The organism is Kribbella sp. NPDC023972, from assembly GCF_040639075.1.
In the GTDB taxonomy this organism is placed as follows: domain Bacteria; phylum Actinomycetota; class Actinomycetes; order Propionibacteriales; family Kribbellaceae; genus Kribbella.
On record NZ_JBEZZH010000006.1, the window covers coordinates 503,549 to 523,045 of the forward strand.

General features: G+C 67.6%; 27 protein-coding genes. 9 read left to right on the plus strand and 18 right to left on the minus strand.

Features of this window, described 5'->3' with window-relative positions; all coding sequences use genetic code 11:
* Both AB0F43_RS25805 and AB0F43_RS25810 read right to left on the minus strand, forming a co-directional pair.
* Nucleotides 1-1,161: an FAD-binding oxidoreductase gene (locus tag AB0F43_RS25805; RefSeq protein WP_360481804.1), complete on the minus strand. Its 1,161-nt coding sequence runs from the start codon at nucleotides 1,159-1,161 to the stop codon at nucleotides 1-3.
* Nucleotides 1,162-1,286: 125 nt separating this feature from the next.
* Nucleotides 1,287-1,589: a metal-sensitive transcriptional regulator gene (locus AB0F43_RS25810; RefSeq protein ID WP_360481807.1), complete on the minus strand. Its 303-nt coding sequence runs from the start codon at nucleotides 1,587-1,589 to the stop codon at nucleotides 1,287-1,289.
* A gap of 132 nt (nucleotides 1,590-1,721) precedes the next feature.
* On the opposite strand from AB0F43_RS25810, the gene AB0F43_RS25815 reads away from it, so the two are divergent.
* From AB0F43_RS25815 to AB0F43_RS25825, 3 genes are all read left to right on the plus strand, one after another.
* The gene (locus AB0F43_RS25815) at nucleotides 1,722-3,167 is read left to right on the plus strand and encodes an MFS transporter (RefSeq protein ID WP_360481810.1); all 1,446 of its coding nucleotides are present in this window, start codon (nucleotides 1,722-1,724) and stop codon (nucleotides 3,165-3,167) included.
* A 317-nt stretch (nucleotides 3,168-3,484) separates the two neighbouring features.
* The gene (locus AB0F43_RS25820) at nucleotides 3,485-3,673 is read left to right on the plus strand and encodes a hypothetical protein (RefSeq protein WP_360481813.1); all 189 of its coding nucleotides are present in this window, start codon (nucleotides 3,485-3,487) and stop codon (nucleotides 3,671-3,673) included.
* 95 nt (nucleotides 3,674-3,768) lie between these two features.
* Entirely contained in the window at nucleotides 3,769-4,401 is a 633-nt protein-coding gene (locus AB0F43_RS25825) for a DUF305 domain-containing protein (RefSeq protein ID WP_360481816.1), read from the plus strand.
* A 126-nt stretch (nucleotides 4,402-4,527) separates the two neighbouring features.
* Here AB0F43_RS25825 and AB0F43_RS25830 read toward each other — a convergent pair whose 3' ends face one another.
* Complete coding sequence (locus tag AB0F43_RS25830) at nucleotides 4,528-4,782, minus strand: hypothetical protein (protein ID WP_360481819.1); 255 nt, start codon at nucleotides 4,780-4,782, stop codon at nucleotides 4,528-4,530.
* Between the two features lie 27 nt (nucleotides 4,783-4,809).
* On the opposite strand from AB0F43_RS25830, the gene AB0F43_RS25835 reads away from it, so the two are divergent.
* On the plus strand, nucleotides 4,810-6,774 hold the full coding sequence (locus AB0F43_RS25835; protein ID WP_360481822.1) for a heavy metal translocating P-type ATPase: 1,965 nt from the start codon (nucleotides 4,810-4,812) through the stop codon (nucleotides 6,772-6,774).
* Between the two features lie 219 nt (nucleotides 6,775-6,993).
* On the opposite strand, the gene AB0F43_RS25840 is transcribed toward AB0F43_RS25835, so the two are convergent.
* From AB0F43_RS25840 to AB0F43_RS25850, 3 genes are all read right to left on the minus strand, one after another.
* Nucleotides 6,994-7,239: a hypothetical protein gene (locus AB0F43_RS25840; RefSeq protein WP_360481825.1), complete on the minus strand. Its 246-nt coding sequence runs from the start codon at nucleotides 7,237-7,239 to the stop codon at nucleotides 6,994-6,996.
* Nucleotides 7,240-7,344: 105 nt separating this feature from the next.
* A complete protein-coding gene (locus AB0F43_RS25845) occupies nucleotides 7,345-8,379 on the minus strand; it encodes a Vms1/Ankzf1 family peptidyl-tRNA hydrolase (protein WP_360481828.1) in 1,035 nt (344 codons plus the stop codon).
* A gap of 197 nt (nucleotides 8,380-8,576) precedes the next feature.
* On the minus strand, nucleotides 8,577-8,825 hold the full coding sequence (locus AB0F43_RS25850; RefSeq protein ID WP_360481831.1) for a hypothetical protein: 249 nt from the start codon (nucleotides 8,823-8,825) through the stop codon (nucleotides 8,577-8,579).
* Between the two features lie 262 nt (nucleotides 8,826-9,087).
* Here AB0F43_RS25850 and AB0F43_RS25855 point away from each other — a divergent pair, with 262 nt between their 5' ends.
* Entirely contained in the window at nucleotides 9,088-9,432 is a 345-nt protein-coding gene (locus AB0F43_RS25855; protein WP_360481834.1) for a hypothetical protein, read from the plus strand.
* Between the two features lie 44 nt (nucleotides 9,433-9,476).
* Here AB0F43_RS25855 and AB0F43_RS25860 read toward each other — a convergent pair whose 3' ends face one another.
* The 6 genes from AB0F43_RS25860 to AB0F43_RS25885 form a co-directional block, all read right to left on the minus strand.
* Nucleotides 9,477-9,893, minus strand: a complete 417-nt coding sequence (locus tag AB0F43_RS25860) for a low affinity iron permease family protein (RefSeq protein ID WP_360481837.1) — start codon at nucleotides 9,891-9,893, stop codon at nucleotides 9,477-9,479.
* 182 nt (nucleotides 9,894-10,075) lie between these two features.
* Nucleotides 10,076-10,810 (minus strand): endonuclease/exonuclease/phosphatase family protein, encoded by a 735-nt coding sequence (locus tag AB0F43_RS25865; protein ID WP_360481840.1) that lies wholly within the window; start codon nucleotides 10,808-10,810, stop codon nucleotides 10,076-10,078.
* A gap of 88 nt (nucleotides 10,811-10,898) precedes the next feature.
* Nucleotides 10,899-11,309, minus strand: coding sequence for a hypothetical protein (locus tag AB0F43_RS25870; protein WP_360481843.1), 411 nt, complete (start codon nucleotides 11,307-11,309; stop codon nucleotides 10,899-10,901).
* A gap of 40 nt (nucleotides 11,310-11,349) precedes the next feature.
* The gene (locus tag AB0F43_RS25875) at nucleotides 11,350-11,595 is read right to left on the minus strand and encodes a hypothetical protein (RefSeq protein WP_360481846.1); all 246 of its coding nucleotides are present in this window, start codon (nucleotides 11,593-11,595) and stop codon (nucleotides 11,350-11,352) included.
* Nucleotides 11,596-11,726: 131 nt separating this feature from the next.
* Nucleotides 11,727-12,200, minus strand: coding sequence for a DUF6098 family protein (locus AB0F43_RS25880; protein ID WP_360481849.1), 474 nt, complete (start codon nucleotides 12,198-12,200; stop codon nucleotides 11,727-11,729).
* 89 nt (nucleotides 12,201-12,289) lie between these two features.
* On the minus strand, nucleotides 12,290-12,706 hold the full coding sequence (locus AB0F43_RS25885; protein ID WP_360481851.1) for a CBS domain-containing protein: 417 nt from the start codon (nucleotides 12,704-12,706) through the stop codon (nucleotides 12,290-12,292).
* Between the two features lie 204 nt (nucleotides 12,707-12,910).
* Here AB0F43_RS25885 and AB0F43_RS25890 point away from each other — a divergent pair, with 204 nt between their 5' ends.
* Nucleotides 12,911-13,117 (plus strand): hypothetical protein, encoded by a 207-nt coding sequence (locus AB0F43_RS25890; protein WP_360481854.1) that lies wholly within the window; start codon nucleotides 12,911-12,913, stop codon nucleotides 13,115-13,117.
* A gap of 119 nt (nucleotides 13,118-13,236) precedes the next feature.
* Nucleotides 13,237-13,980 carry a GAF and ANTAR domain-containing protein gene (locus AB0F43_RS25895; protein WP_360481857.1) on the plus strand — a complete coding sequence of 248 codons (744 nt, stop codon included), beginning with the start codon at nucleotides 13,237-13,239 and terminating at the stop codon, nucleotides 13,978-13,980.
* A gap of 19 nt (nucleotides 13,981-13,999) precedes the next feature.
* On the opposite strand, the gene AB0F43_RS25900 is transcribed toward AB0F43_RS25895, so the two are convergent.
* Nucleotides 14,000-14,476: a hypothetical protein gene (locus tag AB0F43_RS25900; protein WP_360481860.1), complete on the minus strand. Its 477-nt coding sequence runs from the start codon at nucleotides 14,474-14,476 to the stop codon at nucleotides 14,000-14,002.
* A 212-nt stretch (nucleotides 14,477-14,688) separates the two neighbouring features.
* On the opposite strand from AB0F43_RS25900, the gene AB0F43_RS25905 reads away from it, so the two are divergent.
* A complete protein-coding gene (locus AB0F43_RS25905) occupies nucleotides 14,689-15,378 on the plus strand; it encodes a GAF and ANTAR domain-containing protein (RefSeq protein ID WP_360481862.1) in 690 nt (229 codons plus the stop codon).
* Between the two features lie 51 nt (nucleotides 15,379-15,429).
* Here AB0F43_RS25905 and AB0F43_RS25910 read toward each other — a convergent pair whose 3' ends face one another.
* From AB0F43_RS25910 to AB0F43_RS25930, 5 genes are all read right to left on the minus strand, one after another.
* Nucleotides 15,430-16,170, minus strand: a complete 741-nt coding sequence (locus AB0F43_RS25910) for a GAF and ANTAR domain-containing protein (protein WP_360481865.1) — start codon at nucleotides 16,168-16,170, stop codon at nucleotides 15,430-15,432.
* The gene (locus AB0F43_RS25915) at nucleotides 16,167-16,862 is read right to left on the minus strand and encodes a GAF and ANTAR domain-containing protein (protein ID WP_360481868.1); all 696 of its coding nucleotides are present in this window, start codon (nucleotides 16,860-16,862) and stop codon (nucleotides 16,167-16,169) included. Before AB0F43_RS25915 ends, AB0F43_RS25910 begins: the two co-directional genes overlap by 4 nt.
* Nucleotides 16,863-17,034: 172 nt before the next feature.
* The gene (locus AB0F43_RS25920; RefSeq protein ID WP_360481871.1) at nucleotides 17,035-17,220 is read right to left on the minus strand and encodes an ANTAR domain-containing protein; all 186 of its coding nucleotides are present in this window, start codon (nucleotides 17,218-17,220) and stop codon (nucleotides 17,035-17,037) included.
* Nucleotides 17,221-17,731: 511 nt separating this feature from the next.
* Nucleotides 17,732-18,022 carry a hypothetical protein gene (locus tag AB0F43_RS25925; protein ID WP_360481874.1) on the minus strand — a complete coding sequence of 97 codons (291 nt, stop codon included), beginning with the start codon at nucleotides 18,020-18,022 and terminating at the stop codon, nucleotides 17,732-17,734.
* A 2-nt stretch (nucleotides 18,023-18,024) separates the two neighbouring features.
* A complete protein-coding gene (locus AB0F43_RS25930; RefSeq protein ID WP_360481878.1) occupies nucleotides 18,025-18,327 on the minus strand; it encodes a hypothetical protein in 303 nt (100 codons plus the stop codon).
* 503 nt (nucleotides 18,328-18,830) lie between these two features.
* Here AB0F43_RS25930 and AB0F43_RS25935 point away from each other — a divergent pair.
* Nucleotides 18,831-19,451, plus strand: coding sequence for a dihydrofolate reductase family protein (locus tag AB0F43_RS25935; protein ID WP_360481881.1), 621 nt, complete (start codon nucleotides 18,831-18,833; stop codon nucleotides 19,449-19,451).
* Nucleotides 19,452-19,497 lie beyond the last annotated feature (46 nt).

The following is a 19,497-nucleotide window of genomic DNA, read 5'->3' on the forward strand; positions in this document are numbered from 1 at the left end:
TCAGACGACGTTGAGCTCGGGACGGGCACCTGCTTCGCTGAACCGCACGGCGTCGAGCGAGCTGACGTCGACGACCGGCTCGCGATCGAGGCAGAGATCGCGCAGCACCTCCCCGATCGCGGGCCCCATCAGGAAGCCGTGGCCGGAGAACCCGCACGCGTAGACGAAACCCGGCACGGTTCGCGACCGGCCGATGACGGCGTTGTGGTCCGGGGTCATCTCGTACAGCCCGGCCCAGCCGCTGATGATCCCCACCTCCCTCAGCGAAGGGACCCGGCGCTCGCTGGCCTCGGCCAGGGTGGTCAGCCAGGCAGGGTCCCGGGTGGTGTCGAAACTCCAGGAGTCGATGTCCTCCGGGCAGCCGAGCAGGAGGCCTTCGCCCTCCGGGTGGAAGTACAGCGAGGTGGAGAAGTCGATCGTGAACGGCGTCTTCGGGTCGAGACCCGGGATCGGCTCGGTGATCGCGATCTGGCGGCGCAGCGGGACCACCGGAAGGTCCACGCCGACCCAGCTTCCGACCTGGGCCGACCACGCACCGGCCGTGCAGACCACCTGGTCGGTTCGGATCGAGCCGGCTTCAGTCGAGACCCCGACGATCCGGCCGCCGCCGGTCTCGATCCCGGTGGCCGGGCAGTTGGTGAGCAGAATCGCGCCGGCCGCGCGAGCCGCCTTCGCATACCCCTGGACCACTGCCTCCGGCGTACAGTGCCCGTCTCGCGGCGACCAGGCAGCGCCGAGAACGCCGGTGCTGTCGATCAGCGGGGAAAGGCGCTTCGCGTCGGCCGCCGAGACCATCCGGCTGTCGCCGCCGGCGGCGGTGTGCAACGCCACGTTGCGTTCGAACACGGCCAGGTCATGCTCGTTGTCGACGAGGAACAGATAGCCCGTCTGGTGCAGGTCGATCTCGGTGTCGAAGAGATCGCCGAAGCGCTCGAAAACCTCGAGGCTGCGCAGGCCGAGCTGGATGTTGACCTCGTCGGAGAAGAAACCGCGAACACCGCCGGCGGCGTAGCAGGTCGATCCCTGCCCGAGCGCCCCCTTCTCGAGCAGGACGACACTCCTGCCCGCGGTGGCGAGGTGATACGCGGTGCTGACACCCATGATCCCGCCGCCGATGACGACCGCATCGGCAGACACGGGCAACGTGCGAGCGCGACTCATGGACTCCACCCTGCCGCCGTACCCAGGTCCACGGAAGTGATCACAGCTCCAGACACTACAGACGGCGTACCGGGTCGTTCACGGATACCGCCGCGATCTCGGCTAGTCCTCGCCCGGGCTGATGGTCAGGAGCGGACCAGGCGGGCGATCGCTTCCGAGGCTTCCTTGAGCTTGCGATCGGCTTCGGGGCCGCCGGCGGCCGCGGCGTCGACGACGCAGTGTGCGAGGTGGTCGTCGAGCAGGCCGAGGGCGACGGATTCCAGTGCCTTCGTCATGGCCGAGATCTGGGTGAGGATGTCGATGCAGTACTTCTCCTCCTCGACCATGCGCTGCAGTCCGCGGGACTGCCCCTCGATGCGACGGAGCCTCCGCAGGTAGGCCTCCTTGTCCTCGATGTAACCGTGCTGCGCCTGTCCGGCCACGCTCACCACTTCCTTCCTGACTCCGCCGCAGCCTACCTCCGGCAACAAGATCCTCCGGCCCTCTTGAAATTCGTAGGGTACCCCCCTAGGGTATCGTCTCGACATCAACCGATACCCCCTACGGGTAAGGAGTACGAAATGAGACAGACGGATTCCCCGGCGTCCTCGCGACGCTGGTGGGCGCTCGGCGTGATCGCCGCGGCGCAGTTCATGGTGATCATGGACACCTCGATCATCGGTGTGGCGCTGCCGAAGATGCAGGCCGAGCTCGGGTTCAGTCCGGGCAACCTGTCGTGGGTGTTCAATGCGTACGTCGTCGCGTTCGGCGGCCTGTTGCTGCTGGGTGGCCGGCTGTCGGACCTGCTCGGCGCTCGCCGGGTCTTTGCGGCCGGCTGGGCTGTACTGCTGGTCGGGTCGGTGGTCGCCGGCTTTGCGACCGGTGTCGGTGCGGAACTGGCGGGTCGCGCGGTCCAGGGCGTTGGTGCGGCGTTGATCGCGCCGGCCGCGTTGACACTGCTGATGATGTTGTTCGGCGCGGATCCGCGGGAGCTGACCAAGGCGATCGCTCTGTACGGCGCGGCCGCACCAGCCGGCGGGACGGCGGGAGTGTTCCTCGGTGGCGTGATCACCGAGTACCTGTCGTGGCCGTGGGTCTTCTTCCTCAACGTGCCGATCGCGCTGCTCGCCCTGGTCGCCACACCCGTGCTGATGCCGCAGTCCGCCGTACGTCGGGGCTCGGTCGACCTGCTCGGTGCGCTGACCGTGACCGTGGGTCTCGGTGCCGGTGTCTACGCGATCGTCCGTGCGCCGGAGGTCGGGTGGTCCGCGGGTTCGACGCTCTCGGTCGGTGCGGCCGCGGTGGTGCTGCTGAGTGTGTTCGTCGCGGTGCAGGCGAAGCGGCGGGAGCCGTTGATGCGGCTCGGGATCTTCACAGCGCCGAATCTGGCCGCGGCGAACGTGGCCCAGTTGCTCCTCGGCGCGGCGTGGGTGCCGATGTGGTTCTTCCTCAACCTGTATCTGCAGCAAGTACTGGGACTGAGCGCGTTCCCCAGCGGCTCGGCACTGTTGCCGATGACAACCTTCATCATGCTCGGCATGATCGTGGTCGCTCCGAAGCTGATCGCCGCGGCCGGCCCGAAGAAGACCCTGGTCGGCGGCATGGCGATCCTCACCGTGGGCCTGGCCGGGTTGTCCTTGATCCGGTCCGACGGCTCCTTCTGGATCGACGTACTGCCCGCCTCCTTGATCGCGGCGGCCGGGATGTCCCTGGCCTTCATCCCCAGCCTCGGCATCGCGCTGTCGTCGGCCCGGCCCGAGGAGGGCGGTCTGGCATCCGGGATCGTGAACACCAGTTACCAGATCGGCTCCGCGCTCGGCCTGGCCGCGATGACAGCGGTGGCCGCCGCGAACGGCGCCGACCTGCTCGGCGACGCCGCCGCGCTCACCGATGGATACTCGGCAGCCTTCATCGGAGCCGCGGTGATCGCAGCAGTCGGTGCGGTCCTGGCCGCGGTCACGGTACGGAGCCGGTCCGCCGCGCCTCAGCCGGACTCGGAGACCGCTGCTGCCGACCGGGTTGCCTAACATCCGACGGAGGACTGATTAAGGTGGGATCGATGATGAGCAAGGACGCCAGCGTACGGTCCGGCCTGATCAAGGCCGTTGTCACCGTGTGGCTGTTGGCTGGGGTCTTTGCGATGCACGGCCTCACCGGGAACCATGACGCCGCGGCAGTCTTGACTCACCATGCACATCGCGCAGGGGCCATGCCGTCGTACGACGACCGGCCGGCGGCGCAGCCTCCGTCACACGCGGCTCATCAAATGCCCACCGCACAACCGACGGAGGCTGCGCCCGGCGGTGTCACGGTGGGGGCTGCTTCGGGTGGGCATGGTCATGGGATGGGTGAGGCGTGTCTGGCGATGCTCACCGCCCTCGCCTTGGTGATCCTCGGGGCGCTCGCGTGGCGAAGCCTCCGGGCAGCGCACCCCGTCGTACGTCTGAGCCGCGAGCCGCAGCCCATCGTCGCGGACCAGTGGCCACCCTGGGCCCAGCCGACCTTGTCGAAACTCTGCGTTCTACGGACCTAGGCCGAAGTCTGCCCACAGCCGGGCGAACGGCCACCTTCAGCGCGTCCTTCGGGGCGTGCGGCGTAGAACATCTCAAGCGACAAGGACGCGTACCTATGCGACACCACACCTGGAAATCTGCTGCCCCGGCGGCCCTGATCCTGCTGTCAACCGTCGTCCTCGCGGGCTGCGGCGACGACGAGGGCGCCATGCCCGGCATGAACCACGCCACCCCGTCCGCGACCCCGAGCAGCGCCACCGCCCAGGCGGGTGCATTCAACGACGCCGACGTCGCCTTCGCGACCCAGATGATTCCGCATCACCAACAGGCGGTGCAGATGGCGAGTATGGCGGGCTACCAGGCGACCACCCCCGAGGTGAAACAGCTCGGGGCGGCGATCAAGGCCGCACAGGACCCCGAGATCAAGCTGATGACCGGCTGGCTGACCCAGTGGGGCAAGCCGGTCCCCAGCCCGGAACACGGCGACCACGGAGGGCACGACGAGATGCCCGGCATGATGACCGAGGACGAGCTGTCCGAGCTCGGCAAGCAGAAGGGCAGCATGTTCGACCGGATGTGGGTCCTGATGATGATCAAGCATCATCAGGGCGCGGTCACCATGGCCAAGACCGAGCAGACGGCCGGCAAGGACCCTGCCGCGATCGCGCTGGCCAAGAAGATCGAGACCGACCAGAACCGCGAGATCGCCACCATGAAACGCCTGCTCGGCCAGCTGCCCACCAGCTGACGATCCCAGCCGGTTGACAGGCGCCCGAGGCAGGCCGACGTCCCGCCCGGGCGCCAGTCGGCGATCCCGCACCCCAGTTCCATCTGTATGGAATACCCCCATGGGGTATATTGTTCCGGAGTGGTGTCACCGCTCCACTGCACGCTGAGAGGACACATCATGGTGAAGGCCAACCACGACGGCCAGGATCACCAGCACCCTGGCGCCGCCCACCCGCCGGCTCAAAGCGGCCACACAGACCAGGCCGTCCACTCCCAACACGCCGATCACGCCCCGGCGGCGGCCGACCACGCCCACGCGGAAAACCACGCCCGCCACGGTGCTCACACCGCCCACGGTCGTCACGCTGCCCACGGTGACCACGCTGGTCACGGTGGTCATGACAAGCACGCCGGGCACGATCCGGAGATGTTCCGGCAGAAGTTCTGGCTCAGCCTGCTGCTCACGCTGCCGATCGTCGCCACCAGCCACATGGTGATGGACTGGTTCGGGTACACGCTCGACTTCCCCGGCATCGACTGGGTCGGTCCCCTCCTCGGCACCTTCGTCCTCTTCTACGGCGGCTGGCCGTTCCTGGTCGGCGGCGTCCGCGAGGCCCGCGACCGGGCACCCGGCATGATGCTGCTGATCTCGATGGCGATCACCGTCGCGTACGTCGCCTCGCTCGCGACCAGCCTCGGCACCTTCGACCTCGACTTCTGGTGGGAGCTCGCCGCCCTGGTCACGATCATGCTGCTCGGCCACTGGCAGGAGATGAAGGCGATCGGCCAGGCCCAGGGCGCGCTCGCGGCTCTCGCGGCACTGCTGCCGGACGACGCCGACCGGGTCACCGACGACGGGGTCGAGACCGTCTCCATCGCCGACCTTCGCCTCGGCGACGTCGTACTGGTCCGATCCGGCGCGCGGGTGCCTGCGGACGGCGAGATCGTCGACGGCTCGGCCGAACTGGACGAGTCGATGATCACCGGCGAATCCCGCCCGGTCTCGCGTGCCGTCGGCGACCGCGTCGTGGCCGGCACGGTGGCGACCGACTCCGCGATCCGCGTCCGGGTCGACGCTGTCGGCGAGGACACCGCCCTGGCCGGCATCCAGCGACTGGTCGCCGAGGCACAGCAATCGAGCGGACGCGCCCAGGTGCTGGCCGACCGGTTCGCGGCGATGCTGTTCTACATCGCGACCGCCGCCGCGCTGATCACGTTCCTCGTCTGGTGGGCGCTCGGCAACCTCGACGAATCCGTCGTACGGACCGTCACCGTCCTCGTCATCGCCTGCCCGCACGCCCTCGGCCTCGCGATCCCGCTGGTCATCGCGCTGTCGACCGCGGTCTCGGCGAAGGCGGGCATCCTGGTCAAGGACCGGCTGGCGCTGGAGCGGATGCGGACCGTGCAGGCCGTGCTGTTCGACAAGACCGGCACCCTGACCAAGGGCGAACACGTCGTGACCGGAGTTGCCGGCGACGGCATCGACGAGGAGCAGGTACTCCGGATCGCCGGAGCCGTCGAGGCCGACAGCGAACACCCACTCGCCCGGGCGATCGTCAACGCCGCCGACCAGCGCGGCGGACGCGCGAAGGCCAGCGAGTTCAAGTCCCTCACCGGACGAGGCGTACAGGCGGTCGTCGAGGACGTGAAGTACGCCGTCGGCGGACCAGCACTACTGCGTGAACTCGACGCCACGGTTCCGAGCCACCTGCGGGACCGGGCCGAGGAATGGTCGAACCGCGGTGCCGCGGTGCTGTACCTCCTGCGGCTCAACGACTCGAGGTCAGTGGCCACCGGCGCTGTCGCGTTGGAAGACGAAGTACGCCCCGAAGCCCGCCAAGCCATCGAGCAACTGCGTGCCGTAGGTGTCGGCAAGATCGTGATGATCACCGGCGACGCCGAACCCGTCGCGCGGGCGGTCGCGGCGGACCTCGGGTTCCGCGAGGGTGTGGACGAGGTGTTCGCCGAGGTACTGCCCGCCGACAAGGACAAGGCGGTCAGCGAACTGCAGTCCCGTGGCCTGACCGTGGCGATGGTGGGTGACGGCGTCAACGACGCACCGGCCCTCGCCCGCGCCGATGTGGGCATCGCGATCGGCGCCGGCACCGACGTCGCGATCGAGTCCGCCGGAGTCGTGCTCGCCTCGTCCGACCCACGTGGCGTGACGGGCGTGATCCGGCTGTCCAAGGCGTCGTACCGCAAGATGATCCAGAACCTCGCCTGGGCCGCCGGCTACAACGTGATCGCGATCCCGCTCGCCGCCGGCGTCCTGGCCTGGGCCGGGATCACGCTCAGCCCTGCCATCGGCGCCGTACTGATGTCGGCCTCCACGATCGTGGTCGCCCTCAACGCCCAACTGCTCCGCAGCGTCCAACTCACCCCGGACCGCTGACCCACGAGGTATTGACCCTGTACCTGGGTACGGCGCGCACGCTGGCGAAGTAGAGGAACGAACTTGGAGGGCGTGGCATGGGCGTGCGTGCAGAGGCAGGACAGGGTACGGCGATCGACGGTGAACGACGGCGACGGATCGGGCCGTGGGGCGCGCATGCTCCCATGGTGAACCCCGTACCTGACTACAGAGTTAAGGGCCGGCTTCCGGCAGTTCGCGCTAGTCGCGGTTCCGGCCGGAGAACGCGTCCCGGAGTTTGTCGATCATGCCCACCCCGGGTCCGAGAATCAGGTTCGCCGGCGGCTTGTCGGGCGCCGACGGATGCGGCCGCGTCGGCGCTGAGTCCTTTGCCCGGACCACCATCCGGCCGAGCTCTTGCAACTCCTCGGCGCTGCAGGCGTCCTGGAGTCGGGGCAGCACCTGCTGCTCCTCCTCGTGCAGATGGTGGCGGACCTCGGCCAGCACCCTCCCGACCAGGTCATCGAACTTCGGATCGGTGGCCTCGACTCCTTGAGCATGCGCTCGACCTCGGCATGCTCGCCGATCTCGTGATCGGCAACCTCATCGCCATCAGGCAGTGCTCTGCGTGCCGCCTTGGCTGTCCCAGCGCAGCAACGCCGCAACCGGGGCGCCGCCGAGCGCGGCCCGGGGAAGCATGCTGACTTCGGCGTCCGTACGCACGGCCGCCGCGAGCAGGGCCTGATCAGCTCTCAGAGGCTCCTCATCCGGTACTGCGCCCAGGTCCAGGCCGGGGTGATCCCGCAGCACGAGCTGCAAGCCGGCCGAGGCGTCGGGATCGAGCAGCAGAGTCTCCACCTGACCGCTCACGAACGCGTCCGCGACATCCCGGACGCCGGTAGCCACGGCAAAGCCTTGTCCGAGCCGGTCCTTCAACCGGTGTACGAGTTCCAGCCGGCGAGCAACGACGTGCTCCATCAGGGCCTCGCGGATCGCGTGCTGCTGCGCCTCGTCGCCACCGTCCTCGGCCCGACCACCTGACTCCAGGTGGACCACGGTCGCCTTCGACTTCTCCAAGCCTTCCAGCACCTGCGCCGTGGACCGCGGATCACCGGCGACCAGGACAAGTCGCACGCCGTGGTGGATCTCGGACTCGACGGCCTCCACGACCGCCTCCGCGTTGCGCTTCCACACGTTCTCGGTCTCGTGCTGGTACCGCAAGTACGACCATCCGCCGACCGGAACCTTGTGGACGTGATAGGTGTCTCCACCAGCGGACGTCTCGGTCTCAGGCTCTGGGACATCCGAGTTGTAGACCGCCACCTGACCACCTTCGTGATCCACCAGCGCCAGCACGAAGCGCACGTTGCGCTCAGCCAGCCGTACCCAGTGGGCCAGGTCGGGCAGCGGAGCCCAGGTCACCACCGACTGATCCACCCGCTGATGGCTGACTTCGTCGAACAGCACACCCGAGTCGTTCGCCACCACGGTCCGGGTCACCGGAGCCGGCGTCTCCACCCGCTCGGCGAGCCGGTCGGTGATGAGGCCGACGACACCGTCCGGCGCGCCTGTGCGGGCAAGGTCCTCTCCCGCACCTCGCACTCTGAGCTCATGCTCGTGGGCGCCGGACTCGCTGTCACGACTCACGTCCATCAGGACAGTCGCGCAGGGACCTTCGGACTGATACACCGGGCCAAGTCTGGTCATGTCCATGCCGCCCGGGTACCCCCGAAACCAATCGGAAAACGAGCCCCGTGCCGCACCGGGATCACCGGCACGGCGAGGGGAATGGCGTCCCCGGTCGCAGCGGGGACGGACCCGGGGCGGTCCGCTTCCCCCTGGGGCTATTCGTACCGGCGTACCTCGAGGACCTCGATCGTCGTGCCCGCTCCGATGAGTTGATAGACAGCGTGCAGTTCCCGGCCATAGAGCACCAGGACCTCATCCTGATCCGTCCTGCTCCACCCGGTCGGCGGCGGCCTGTTCTCCAGCATCCGGACCAGCCAGTCGACGTCGTCAGGCCCGTCGCTGAGCAGGGCGGCGTCCAGTTCGGCCACTGCGTCCGGCGCCCACACCAAACGGTTCGGCATCATCGGGCGGTTCCCACTCCGGGGGCCTGAAAAACTCAGTGGTAGAACATCGGACGACCCTGCTGCAGCGTCGGCTTTCCGCCTCCGTCGCTGGGCGTGCTCGACGTCGTCGTACCCGAGGGTCCGAAGTGCTGACAGCACCGGTTCGGTACGGGACACCGGCAGCGGTTCGGAGCGCTTCGCCTGTGGGTACGTGGAGTGGGTCCCGGTCCGGCTTTGAATCCGAGGCCGCTTCCGCCGGGCAACGGCTGACAGGACACCCGCGATGCCGACGCGTGCTCCCCGTGCCGTGGTGAGTCCCCGGACGACGCCGCGCGAGCAAGGCGCGGGCGGCCTCGTTCTCCCGGTGGTCGTGGCCGCTCTGGTCGCCCTCATCGCCGTGGTCTCACAGTATCGACCGGGTGGCCGACAGGGCGGCGACGTCGCCTACCTGGCCCAGGGCGACCTGCCCAGCTCCCAACTCTCGCCCGGCGACTTCGACGAAGCACTCACCACGATCGTCGCAAGCAGCTTCTCCGACGACGGCCACCGACTCGACCGCGGCGGCGCCTTCGAACGCACCAAGTCCCTACGCACCGGAGTCTTCGACGGGCTCCCCGGCTGCCTCTGAGTCGGGTCGTGGGCGCGGGTACGTCGGCAGCGGTCCCTCGGCGGTCATGAGCTTTCCCTGTCCTCGAGACCGACCGCCTGGCGCAACTCCTTGGTCGCGCCGCGTAGCTTGTCCGACTCTCCGGACTCGTCCATCAACTGTGCGAGCGCCGCCGCGACCGCGTTCAGCTTGTCCTGGACCGCCTCGTCCGCGCGGGTCTGCGAGTTCTGCAGCAGGGCAACCATCAGGAACGTCACGATCGTGGTGGCGGTGTTGATGATCAGCTGCCAGGTGTCCACCGATCCGATCAGGAAGTACGACGGCGCCCACACCAGCACGAGCAACACACAGAGCGCGAAGAACCAGGCCCGCGACGCGAACGACGATGCCGCCCCGGCGAACCGGTCGAACATCCCCAGCTTGGGCGAGACGTCCGACGGCATGTGCGCCGTACCAGTCGTTCCGCTCACCGTGTTCGTCATCCACGACCTCCTCACGCCCACAACGGTCAGAACCCGACACCCTGGTACCCAGTCAGGAAACTCATTGCCTACGGCCCCGATGCGAGCCAGGACCAGCGCAGGCGGCGACTCCCCACCCAGGCCGCTGCACCCAGGCGATGGGTGCTCACGGCAACTGTCACGCGAAGTGCGCAGCGCCGGCGTCAGCTCGCGAGCGGGATGTCGCTGACCACCGCGTAGTGGTCCGACGGCGGTTTGCCGTGGTCTTCGTCGAGTCCCGCCAGCCACGATCGGCACCGACGAGGTTCTTCCGGCGTGGCGAGTGCCGTCAGGATGTAGTCGATCCGGTGATCCTCGAGCCACTCCCCCCGTCCCAGATACGGATTGCCCGAACTGTAGGTAGGACCCAACTGCTGTCCGCAGTCGTGCAGTACGCCGAGAAGCCGCTTGATCTCGGGCCGATCGGCGGGAGCGTTCAGGTCCCCCGCCACCACGACCATGTCACCGGACACCGAGAGTTTCGACACCAGTTCCAGCAGGCCGTCGACCTGCTGCAGCCGCTGGTCTTCATGGTCCTCCTCCCAGTCCAGACAGGTGGTCAGGAAGTGCAGGCTGCGATGACCCAGCCGTATCTCTGCCCGCAAAGCCACCGTCTCGTCCGACAGCGGGCAACGTTCCACACCCAGCAGTGGATACCGGCTCAGAACCGCAAGACCCAGCCGCACGCCGGGATCGGGATCCCCCGGCATTCGCGACAAGGCGAAAGCCGACGACAGGCCCAGCTCGGCGCCCAGCAAGTCTGCCTGTCGTCGGTCACCGACCGCCCACGTCTCCTGGAGAGCCACGAACTCCGGCCGTTGCGTGCGAATCGTCGCCGCGATCGCGCGCTGCCGGCGCTGCCAGTTGTCACCGAAGCGTCCCCACAGGTTCCACGTCATGAAGCGCATACCGCACCGCATCACTGATTCGTGGACTCGACCGCAGTCTCACTCATACAGTCCCGGTACCCAGAGCGCATCGCGATGCTCAGAGCTGCCCGGCCCCGGCGGCAGGAGGTGTGCCTGTCTTTCGTTGCCGGAGTCCTGCCAGATGCAAATGACCGAGCTGGCGGCGCGCGGACGAGATGGTGGCGGCGACCTCGGTCAACTGCGCGCTCACCAGCCGGACCGACCCCGCGGTCACGGACAGCATCTGGTCCGGGGCGTCCCGGAGTTCGGTCGCGCCTTCGCGCCAGCCCGCGCGTGACGTCGCGGAGTCGAGATTCTGGGCGATGATGTCCGCGAGGTGGCTGGAGGCGGACGTGACTGAGCCCAGCCCCGTCAGTAACTCCTCGCACTCCTCCGCCGTGAAGTCAGTTCGGACCTGCTCCAGCCTGGCCAACTCATTCAGGCTCGTCGCCGCTCGGACGAACACCTCGAGCGGCTCGGCAGAGTTCATGCCTACCTCCCAACCTTGCTGAGCCCGCCCAGCTCGGTCGTCAGCTACCGGAGGCCGTCGTCTCCTCCGCGGACAGGCGCTGGGCGAGCATTTCCTTGCCCTGCTCCCCTGCCTTGCGGTTACTTTCCTGGATCTTGCGGAACCATTCGGCCAGTTCGTCGTCACCGGCCGCTTCCGCGTCAGCGATGTAGGTCTCCATCTGCCAAGTCCACTGCAACGAGGCCTGCAGTACTGTCACCAGGTTGTAGTTCTTGTCCTTCACCGTGCGCTCGGGATCCTGTGCCATCACGTCTCCTCGATCGGTTGGTCGCCGAAAGGTCGTCACTCGGATGGGCCGTGCTTCCCCCGCTCGTGCCAACCCGGTACCCCTCCGCATGGGGCGAACACATTTGAGTTCGCCGTACCCCCGCACGTGCGTCAGGTCGAGTCGCGGCCGACGTCGAAGCGTTGCCGGTAGAGAGCTTTGGCCTGGTCCAGGGCCTTGGTGGTGATGCGCGCCAGCGGCCGGACATTCACCACCAGCGGCTCGTGGTCAGGCCCGTGGCCGACCAGGTCCCCGGTGAGCAGCCAGGCGTAACGACCTTCCTGCTCCCCGAGTTCGGCGTACTTGCAGACTCGCCGGGCGACCCAGTCCTCGGCCGGGCGCGGCCACCACGGCTCGGGCTCGACTGTGGTCGCGGACAGCCCGGGCAGGTCGACGGCGGCCTCATAGTCACGGCTCGGCCCGCTGTCCGCGTCCACTCGCGGCCCCTTGGAGTAGCGCAACAGGACGCCGTCGTGGTCCTGGACGAAGCGGACCAGCTGGTCCAGGTCGTCCAGCGGCGGCGGCTCGGACAGATCCGCGTCACTCGCGAACAGCCGGATGGACCGGCCATCGGCGCGTTCGTTCATGCCCCGCCAGTACCCCGGCCGCAGCCAGTTTGTGCCAAGCCGTCCATTCCGGGTAGGTACCCGAGGCAACAGTCCTCAGTATCGGTGAGTCACGGTTGAGAGATGTCCTGGACGACGTCACCGGTGTCGGACTTGCCGAGATTGCGCGCCACGTCGGCCATGGCCAGCATGCCGACCAGGTCGTGGCCGTCGATGACCGGCAGCCGGCGTACCTGGTGGGCGCTCATCGTCTTGAGGGCCTCTTCCGCACTGTCGTCCGCACCGATCGTGACCGGCTTGCCCTGACCGAACTGGCCCGCCGTGGCCAAGGCCGGGTCACGACCTTCGGCAACGCACTTCACCACGATGTCGCGGTCCGTCAGCATCCCCTTGAGCCGGTTGTCTTCACCGCAGATCGGCAACGCTCCGACGTCGAGATCCCTCATTTTCCGAGCCGCATCGACCAGCGTCTCGTTCTCACCGACGCACTCGGCTCCGGCCGTCATCAGTTCGCGTGCGGTCGTCATGTCCGAACACCTCATCCGTCTTGGGTTCCGGCCGGTGCCCCGACATTCACAGCTCATGCGTGCGCCTGCGGCGCGGCGGTTCACGGATCACTTCTGCTGTGACCCTGCGCAAAGGTGATTGCGGGCCCGCTCCCCCTGTCCCCTCCGAAGAGCGGCGGGCCCGCAATCAGACGGTGGGTGACCCGATCAGGCCACGCTCAATCGGTGCAGGCGGCGACGGCGCAGCTCACGCAAAGTCGATTGTTTGCGCCGGATCAAGGCAGTCAGTCGATCCACGTCACCAGTGCAGCGGGCAGCGCGCAACTCGTCCTCGACGGTGTGCAGGACGACGATCAGTTCGCGAACGGTGCGAGGGTCGTGATCGCGCATAGAAGCCTCGGCAGGTCGAAATCTCGATGCCCAACTGTCTGAGGCGGAACCACTATGACCGACTGAAAGTGCTTCGAGCAACCCCCATTCCACGAAACAACGCGTCCACTCATGGACTGTGCGGCCCAGTGGTGCTACCCAGGAATGGTCAGGACAAGCTCATGAACGATCGTCCCAAGCTGCGAAGTGTCGGGCCGGCATCGCTGGACAATCCGTCCAGGTCGGACCCGTTGGCCCATGAGCTGAGCGAGCTGGCCCGGGATCTGCATCACGCCGACGAGCCGGACGACGTACTGCGGGAAGCCGTGCAGGCCGCGATGGAACTGGTGCCCGGGGCCGAGGCCGGCTCCGTGACCGCGGTCGTCGGCAGCAGACACGTCGTACACAAGGCGGAGTCCGGCCTGCTGCCGGCCCGTGTCGACGCGGTGATGTCGGAGTTCGACGAGGGGCCGTGCCTCGACGCCCTGCGGGAGCGGCTGATCGTGCGGGTCGGCGACATGCGCCGGGAGGTCCGCTGGCCGCGGTTCGCCCCGCGGGCGGCGGAGCTGGGAGCCCTCAGCATGCTGGCCTTTCCGATGTTCGTGAAGGACGACAGCCTCTGCGCGCTGAACCTGTACGCCGAACAGGCGCACGCGTTCACCGACGAGTCCGAGCACGTCGGCAGGTTGCTGGCCGCCCACGCCGCCGTCGCCTACTCGGGTGCGCAGCGGGCCGAGAACCTGCTCGCGGCCATCGAGACCCGCGACCTGATCGGCCAGGCGGTCGGCCTGCTGATGGAGCGCTACTCGATCACCGCCGACCGCGCCTTCGGCACACTGGTCCGCTTCAGCCGCCAAACCAACCGCAAACTCCGCGACGTCGCCGCCGAACTCATCCGCGACGCCGAAGCCACCGCCTACAGGTAGGCGGCTCACGCCCCCGGATCTAGCGCCCGGTTCCGGCGGCTTGGAGTTTCTTCGGCCAGGGAAAGACAAGCGGATCGGAGTTCGTCTGCCACCGGCGGCTCAGTTCGCGCAGGGTCGCGGTGGCGCGGTCGAGATCCGTGTCGAGGTAGGGACAGGGATCCGGCTGGGTGACGCCCCACATTTCGCGGACTCGGGCGTACGGCGTCGCCTCGTCGTGCTCGACCGCCTCGTGAATGACACTGGTGATCGCCTCGCTCAGGCCGATGCTGTTAGGCCCTTTCAGCACGCGGGCGCTTCGACGCTTGGCGTCGTACCGCTTCTTCCCCGCTGTCTGTTGCATGCTGTCGAAGATTGCACCTGCCGCGATACAGCCGAAGATGCCGTCGGGCATCCCCAGTTCGCGTTCGGTGACCGCGTGGGCGAGGTCGTGGGGCACGCGATGCTTGCGTGAGTACGAGGAGAGAGTGAACTCCGCGCCGTCCGCTCTTCGGATCATGGTCAGGCACTCACCGCGTGGGTCATGGAGGAATGTGAGGTGCATGTTCTCCAGGCTCGACCCTTTGCACGTCGCGTACCACCGGTTTTGGCGACCTGCCGGGCGAGCGTTGGCGTGGCGCGGTGACCAGTGGGGCGGCGGTCTGCCGGATTGGGTACACCCTGGTGGTGGTACCGGGCTGGCGAGGAGTCGGCCGCTGAGGGGAGGGCTTCGTGGAGACGCAGGAGCTCATCGCTGTGGTCAACGAGGTGGCGACCTCGCTGCAGGTGCCGATGGACCTCGAGGCGACGCTGGACCGGATCAGCCGCAGCGCCGCCGAGGCGATCCCGGGGATCGACTACGTCAGCATCTCGGTCGCCACCAAGGGCGGCCGGATCGAGACTCTCGCGCCGACAGATCCCGTGGCGAACCAAGCGGACGAGTTGCAGTACCAGCTAGGTCAGGGACCGTGCTACGAGGCGGTGACCGGCGTACCGGTGGTTCAGGTCGATGACCTGGCCACTGACCTTCGATGGCCCGAGTACGGCCCGAAGGCGGCGTCAACCTTCGGGCTGGGTTCTCAACTGGCCTTCCAGTTCTGCGCTGACCCGCACGCCCGGGGCGCCTTGAACCTCTACTCGACTCTCCCTCACCAGATCGACGCCGATACCCGCGAACTGGGGGCCATGTTCGCTCGGCTGGTCGCGATCGCTCTGGGCTGGGGACGGCACGATGAAAGCCTGGGCGAGGCGTTGGTGGCTCGTCAGCAGATAGGTCAAGCCGTCGGCATCGTCATGGAGCGCTATCGGCTGGACGCTGACCGAGCGTTCTCCTTCCTGGTGCGGGCCTCGCAGACTGGCAACGTCAAGCTGCGTGATGTGGCCGCCGGCATCATCGCCGACACCGTTGCCAAGACCAGATAGCCCGGCCGAGCTGGCTACGTGAGCGCTGAACTGCCGGCGTGGGGACTCAGTTCACGACGTACGGCGATCGCCCGCGGCGGCCTGGTCGACAACCGCCGCGGCAACGACCGTCAGCGGGCGCCCTTGCTGACTGGCCAACGCGACCAGGTGGTCGAAGGCAGCGTCCATCGCCAGATCTTGGGTGTGGGCGATGACGCCTTTGGCGCGTTCGATCACTGTCCGCTCCTCCAGCGCGGCCTTGGTGCGGGCGGCGAGGTCGGCCGGTGACAGCGGAGTGGTGTGCACGATCACCAGCGCGGCAATGTCGGCGAACGCCTGCGCGATCGGTTCCGCGTCGGCGGCGCGGTCGCCCTCGGTGAAGAACAGGTTGAGTGCGCCGAGCGTGTCGCCTTGCCAGCTCATCGGGGCGGCATGAATGCCGTTGAAGCCGGCCGTCTGGAACGGTGCACGCAGGATGGGCCAGCGATCCGCGGTGTCGTCGAGGCTCGTCTCGGTGACGGGCTGCCCGGTGGCGACACAGTCGACGCCAGGCCCTTCGTCGACTTGGACGTGGTACAGCTCCAGGTGCTGAGCTCGATGGTCCGAAGCAGCCAGGAACTCCAGCCCGTCGCGCCCGGGCTGGGCGATCACAATTCCGGCCGCGGCGGCTTGAACGCATCCGGTACATCCGGCGAGCACGTGGGTGATCGTGCCGATGATGTCGTGGTCGCTGACCAGGGCCGCGGTCGCGGCGGCTAGCTCACGCACCGCGCGCTCGGGCAGCGCCGGGTGGACGGTGTCGTGGCTTGTCACGAGTCTCCTCGGAAATCGAGCTGTCGCGTGACGACCTGGTGCGCGATCTCACCCAGCGTCGTGTCGTGGGCGTAGGCGTGCGCCCGCAGCAGAGCCAGCGCGTCCTCGGGCGGAATGCGCAACTGGGCGATGACCATGCCGGTGGCCTGGTGAACTTCGGCGCGCGCGGACCACATCCCGCGCACCGGACCGGCCTCGAGCTTCGGGACCGGTTCCCGGAGCAGCGCCGCACCAATCGTGTCGGCGAGGAGCTGTGCCGTTTCGCCGGCCTCCACGAAGACCGTGCTGGGCCGCAGATAGAGGGCGAACACGCCGAAAGCCTCGGCACTCGGTCGCATCGGGAACGCATGGATGGTGAGCGGGCCGACGCGGTGCCACGCGGCCCGGCCGAATTCGGGCCACCGAGCGTCAGTCCCGTCCTCGACGACCGCGGTCACCTGGCTACCGTCACGGAGCGCGGTCCGGCAGGGCCCTTCCCCGAGGACGTCCTGCAAGTCCTCCAGCGCGGACGCTGTGTCGTCGGTCGCGCTCAGCGGCAGATGCAGTGCGCTGGCATGACGGACGGTGATCCACACGCCGTCCGCACCGAGGATCAGCCGACCGGCCTCACACAGCCGATCTGCCAGGTGCCGGTCCGCGTTGACTGCGGCCAAACGGGCCAACTTCGCAAGGATCGCCGATCGATCGGTCACCACCAACACCTCTCCATCGGCCTAGGCGAGCCCGGAAACAGCGCCCGGCAACGCTACTCTGACCCAGTCCGAGACCCAGGCCTGCCGAGGCGCAATCACTCACCCGCGGGCACACCGTGCGTGTCACCCATGGGTCAGTCGTGGCTTTTGTCGGTCCAGTGCCCAGACGCAATCAGGGCAGAACCCCGGCGGTCAGCAGCCACCGGGCGGCCTCGACCAGTGGGATCCCCGCTCGCTGCGCTCTCCGATCGAGCACGGTCAGTGCCGTTTCGAAGCTCAGACCATAGCGCTCGGCGAGCACGCCCTGCGCTTGTGCGATCGAGGACGCGGCCGCATCCTCGACTGCCCACGCCGTCACCCGATCCATATTGTGGTCGGCACCCATACGGGCCACCACCCTCCACGGCCGCAGCAAGCACGCAGACCGGGATCGTCAAACACCGACGACGACATGCCTTGGCAAGCGATATCGAAAAGCCGCCGGCCCACTCAGTCTACGACCCCCGAATACCCAGCACGGCGCTACCGACCCGACAGCGGCGTACGCCGATCGCCGCAGGGGTACCGGGGAGGCGACCAGAGGAGGCCTGCGATGAGCAGTTCCAATCCAATGCCGCCAGTCCCGCCGATACCCCCGCCCGACGATCCCGACAGCCCGGTCGACCCAAGGCTGCCGACGGGTGGTGACGATCCCACCATTTCACCGGACAAAGAACCCGAGTGGAATCCCGACGAAGACCCCAACGAGCAACTGCCGCGAGAGTAGACGGCAGTACCAAGTCAGCAGCAGCCACGCCACCACCGCAGCCCATTCGGTGGTGCTATCGGCGGATGAGTGCGAGCGGTGATTTTCTTCCTTCAGGCACTCGTCACCGCTGCTTCGGTTTGGCTTGAGCGTCGATGGCGCGGGTTATTTGCTCGCGCCATCCATACGCTTGTTGCAGGGCTTGCACCCTGAGCGACTCGAGGACAGCCGCCGCGACCTGGGTCAGCAGCGGCCTCTCAGCTCGCCAGACGTCTCCTAGAGAGCGCACGAGTTCTTCAGGAGAGATCTCCGACCGGCTCGCCGCGCCGAGCTGCGATCTCAAGTTCTCCAAGCTCGACAGCGTTACCTCGATCCTGGCCGCGAACGCCGCGTCCGCGGTCTTGTCGTCGTCCATCGTCACGGCTGCACGGGTGCCGGCCTACCGCCGGCCGCCCCACCGCCGAGGCCCTCGAGCAGACGGATGAGCGCGTCGATCAGGTTGCGGAGCAGGCCGCCGAGAACGTTGCCCAGATCAACATCGTCGAGCAGACCGGCGATCGCACACAGAAGGTTGCCCAACAGGTTGCCGGGTCCAGGGATCGCCGTGATGTCGAGAACCACCTGGTTCAACTGGATACGCAGACCCAGGATGTTCAGATCCAGCGGACCGAGTTCCAGGTGGAGTATCGGGCAGACCTCCGGCTCTGGAGGTGTGGTCATGGCGTCCTCCGTTCTGCAGGTGGCGCAGCAGCGCGACCGCCACGCCCGTCCGCGGGCCCACCCACCCGTCGAGTGTCTGCCCCACCCAGAATCCAGGCAACGCCGAAACACCCAGGATTTTCCATTGAATTTCGCATCACCCCTCAATTTCAGATAAGTGTTTGTTGCAAAACCGAGAATCGCCACTCCCAGTGGAGCAGCCGCTACTCGGAGCGCCTTTCCGGGCCGCCGTACTGCAACACATTCGGCGTGGAACAGAATTCCAGCAGAATTCCACCGTAGGAAACATTCACCCACATCAGCGCCACCACCCTCCGACCGCTGCCAGCCGCACGGCGAGCTCCAGCCTCGCCACCTCGCCGGGGTTGCCCGGACCCGGGATAGATCAAAGTTGTTGATGTGATGCTCGAAGGATTGGCATTAGACGTCATACTGCGGCTGGCTTCAAGCTGATGCGTGACAGGAAGGGCTCACCGTGAAGACGTCATACGAGGAGTGGAGCAATGACGGCACATACGGGCAAGGTGATCTGCGGCATCACGATCTCGGCCGACGGGTACTCGGCCGGGCTCAACCAGAGCGAGGAACGCCCGTTCGGCGACGACGGCGGTGACGGTTGGGGCGACAAGCTGCACGCCTGGTACTCCGATACTCCCGACGAGAACCAGGCCGAGATCGACGAGATGACCGCCGCCAAGGCATTCATCATGGGGCGCAACATGTTCGGTCCGGTGCGTGGCGACTGGGATCGGGACTGGAACGGCTGGTGGGGCGACGATCCGCCGTACCACGCGCCGGTTTTCGTACTCACCCACCACCCGCGCGATCCGCAGCCGATGGCCGGCGGTACGACGTACCACTTCGTCACCGACGGGATCGAGTCGGCGCTGGCCCAGGCGCGCGAAGCGGCCGGGGACGGGGATGTCGCGATCATAGGCGGCGCGACCACCGTCAATCAGTACCTTGCAGCTGGCCTGCTCGACGAGCTGCGGCTGCACATCGTGCCGCTCACGCTCGGCGCCGGCACACGGCTGTTCGAGGGTGTCCCGCCGCTCGAACTCGAGCAGGTGAAGTCGCGGGGAGCAAAGCTGGTCACGCACGTGACCTACCGCGTGCTGTCCTGAGCAGGAGTGCGGTGATGCCCGGCGGCGCTCGACCGCCTCGACTGAC

What these genes read in the sequence shown, in the direction of transcription:
- AB0F43_RS25805 (WP_360481804.1), bottom strand. Translation starts at nt 1,161, where the DNA reads ATGAGTCGCGCTCGCACGTTGCCCGTGTCTGCCGATGCGGTCGTCATC.
- AB0F43_RS25815 (WP_360481810.1), top strand. Translation starts at nt 1,722, where the DNA reads ATGAGACAGACGGATTCCCCGGCGTCCTCGCGACGCTGGTGGGCGCTC.
- AB0F43_RS25820 (WP_360481813.1), top strand. Translation starts at nt 3,485, where the DNA reads ATGGGTGAGGCGTGTCTGGCGATGCTCACCGCCCTCGCCTTGGTGATC.
- AB0F43_RS25825 (WP_360481816.1), top strand. Translation starts at nt 3,769, where the DNA reads ATGCGACACCACACCTGGAAATCTGCTGCCCCGGCGGCCCTGATCCTG.
- AB0F43_RS25830 (WP_360481819.1), bottom strand. Translation starts at nt 4,782, where the DNA reads ATGACCACCGTGACCAGCGTGGTCACCGTGGGCAGCGTGACGACCGTG.
- AB0F43_RS25835 (WP_360481822.1), top strand. Translation starts at nt 4,810, where the DNA reads ATGTTCCGGCAGAAGTTCTGGCTCAGCCTGCTGCTCACGCTGCCGATC.
- AB0F43_RS25850 (WP_360481831.1), bottom strand. Translation starts at nt 8,825, where the DNA reads ATGATGCCGAACCGTTTGGTGTGGGCGCCGGACGCAGTGGCCGAACTG.
- AB0F43_RS25855 (WP_360481834.1), top strand. Translation starts at nt 9,088, where the DNA reads ATGCCGACGCGTGCTCCCCGTGCCGTGGTGAGTCCCCGGACGACGCCG.
- AB0F43_RS25860 (WP_360481837.1), bottom strand. Translation starts at nt 9,893, where the DNA reads ATGACGAACACGGTGAGCGGAACGACTGGTACGGCGCACATGCCGTCG.
- AB0F43_RS25865 (WP_360481840.1), bottom strand. Translation starts at nt 10,810, where the DNA reads ATGACGTGGAACCTGTGGGGACGCTTCGGTGACAACTGGCAGCGCCGG.
- AB0F43_RS25870 (WP_360481843.1), bottom strand. Translation starts at nt 11,309, where the DNA reads ATGAACTCTGCCGAGCCGCTCGAGGTGTTCGTCCGAGCGGCGACGAGC.
- AB0F43_RS25875 (WP_360481846.1), bottom strand. Translation starts at nt 11,595, where the DNA reads ATGGCACAGGATCCCGAGCGCACGGTGAAGGACAAGAACTACAACCTG.
- AB0F43_RS25880 (WP_360481849.1), bottom strand. Translation starts at nt 12,200, where the DNA reads ATGAACGAACGCGCCGATGGCCGGTCCATCCGGCTGTTCGCGAGTGAC.
- AB0F43_RS25885 (WP_360481851.1), bottom strand. Translation starts at nt 12,706, where the DNA reads ATGACGACCGCACGCGAACTGATGACGGCCGGAGCCGAGTGCGTCGGT.
- AB0F43_RS25895 (WP_360481857.1), top strand. Translation starts at nt 13,237, where the DNA reads ATGAACGATCGTCCCAAGCTGCGAAGTGTCGGGCCGGCATCGCTGGAC.
- AB0F43_RS25900 (WP_360481860.1), bottom strand. Translation starts at nt 14,476, where the DNA reads ATGATCCGAAGAGCGGACGGCGCGGAGTTCACTCTCTCCTCGTACTCA.
- AB0F43_RS25925 (WP_360481874.1), bottom strand. Translation starts at nt 18,022, where the DNA reads ATGGACGACGACAAGACCGCGGACGCGGCGTTCGCGGCCAGGATCGAG.
- AB0F43_RS25930 (WP_360481878.1), bottom strand. Translation starts at nt 18,327, where the DNA reads ATGACCACACCTCCAGAGCCGGAGGTCTGCCCGATACTCCACCTGGAA.
- AB0F43_RS25935 (WP_360481881.1), top strand. Translation starts at nt 18,831, where the DNA reads ATGACGGCACATACGGGCAAGGTGATCTGCGGCATCACGATCTCGGCC.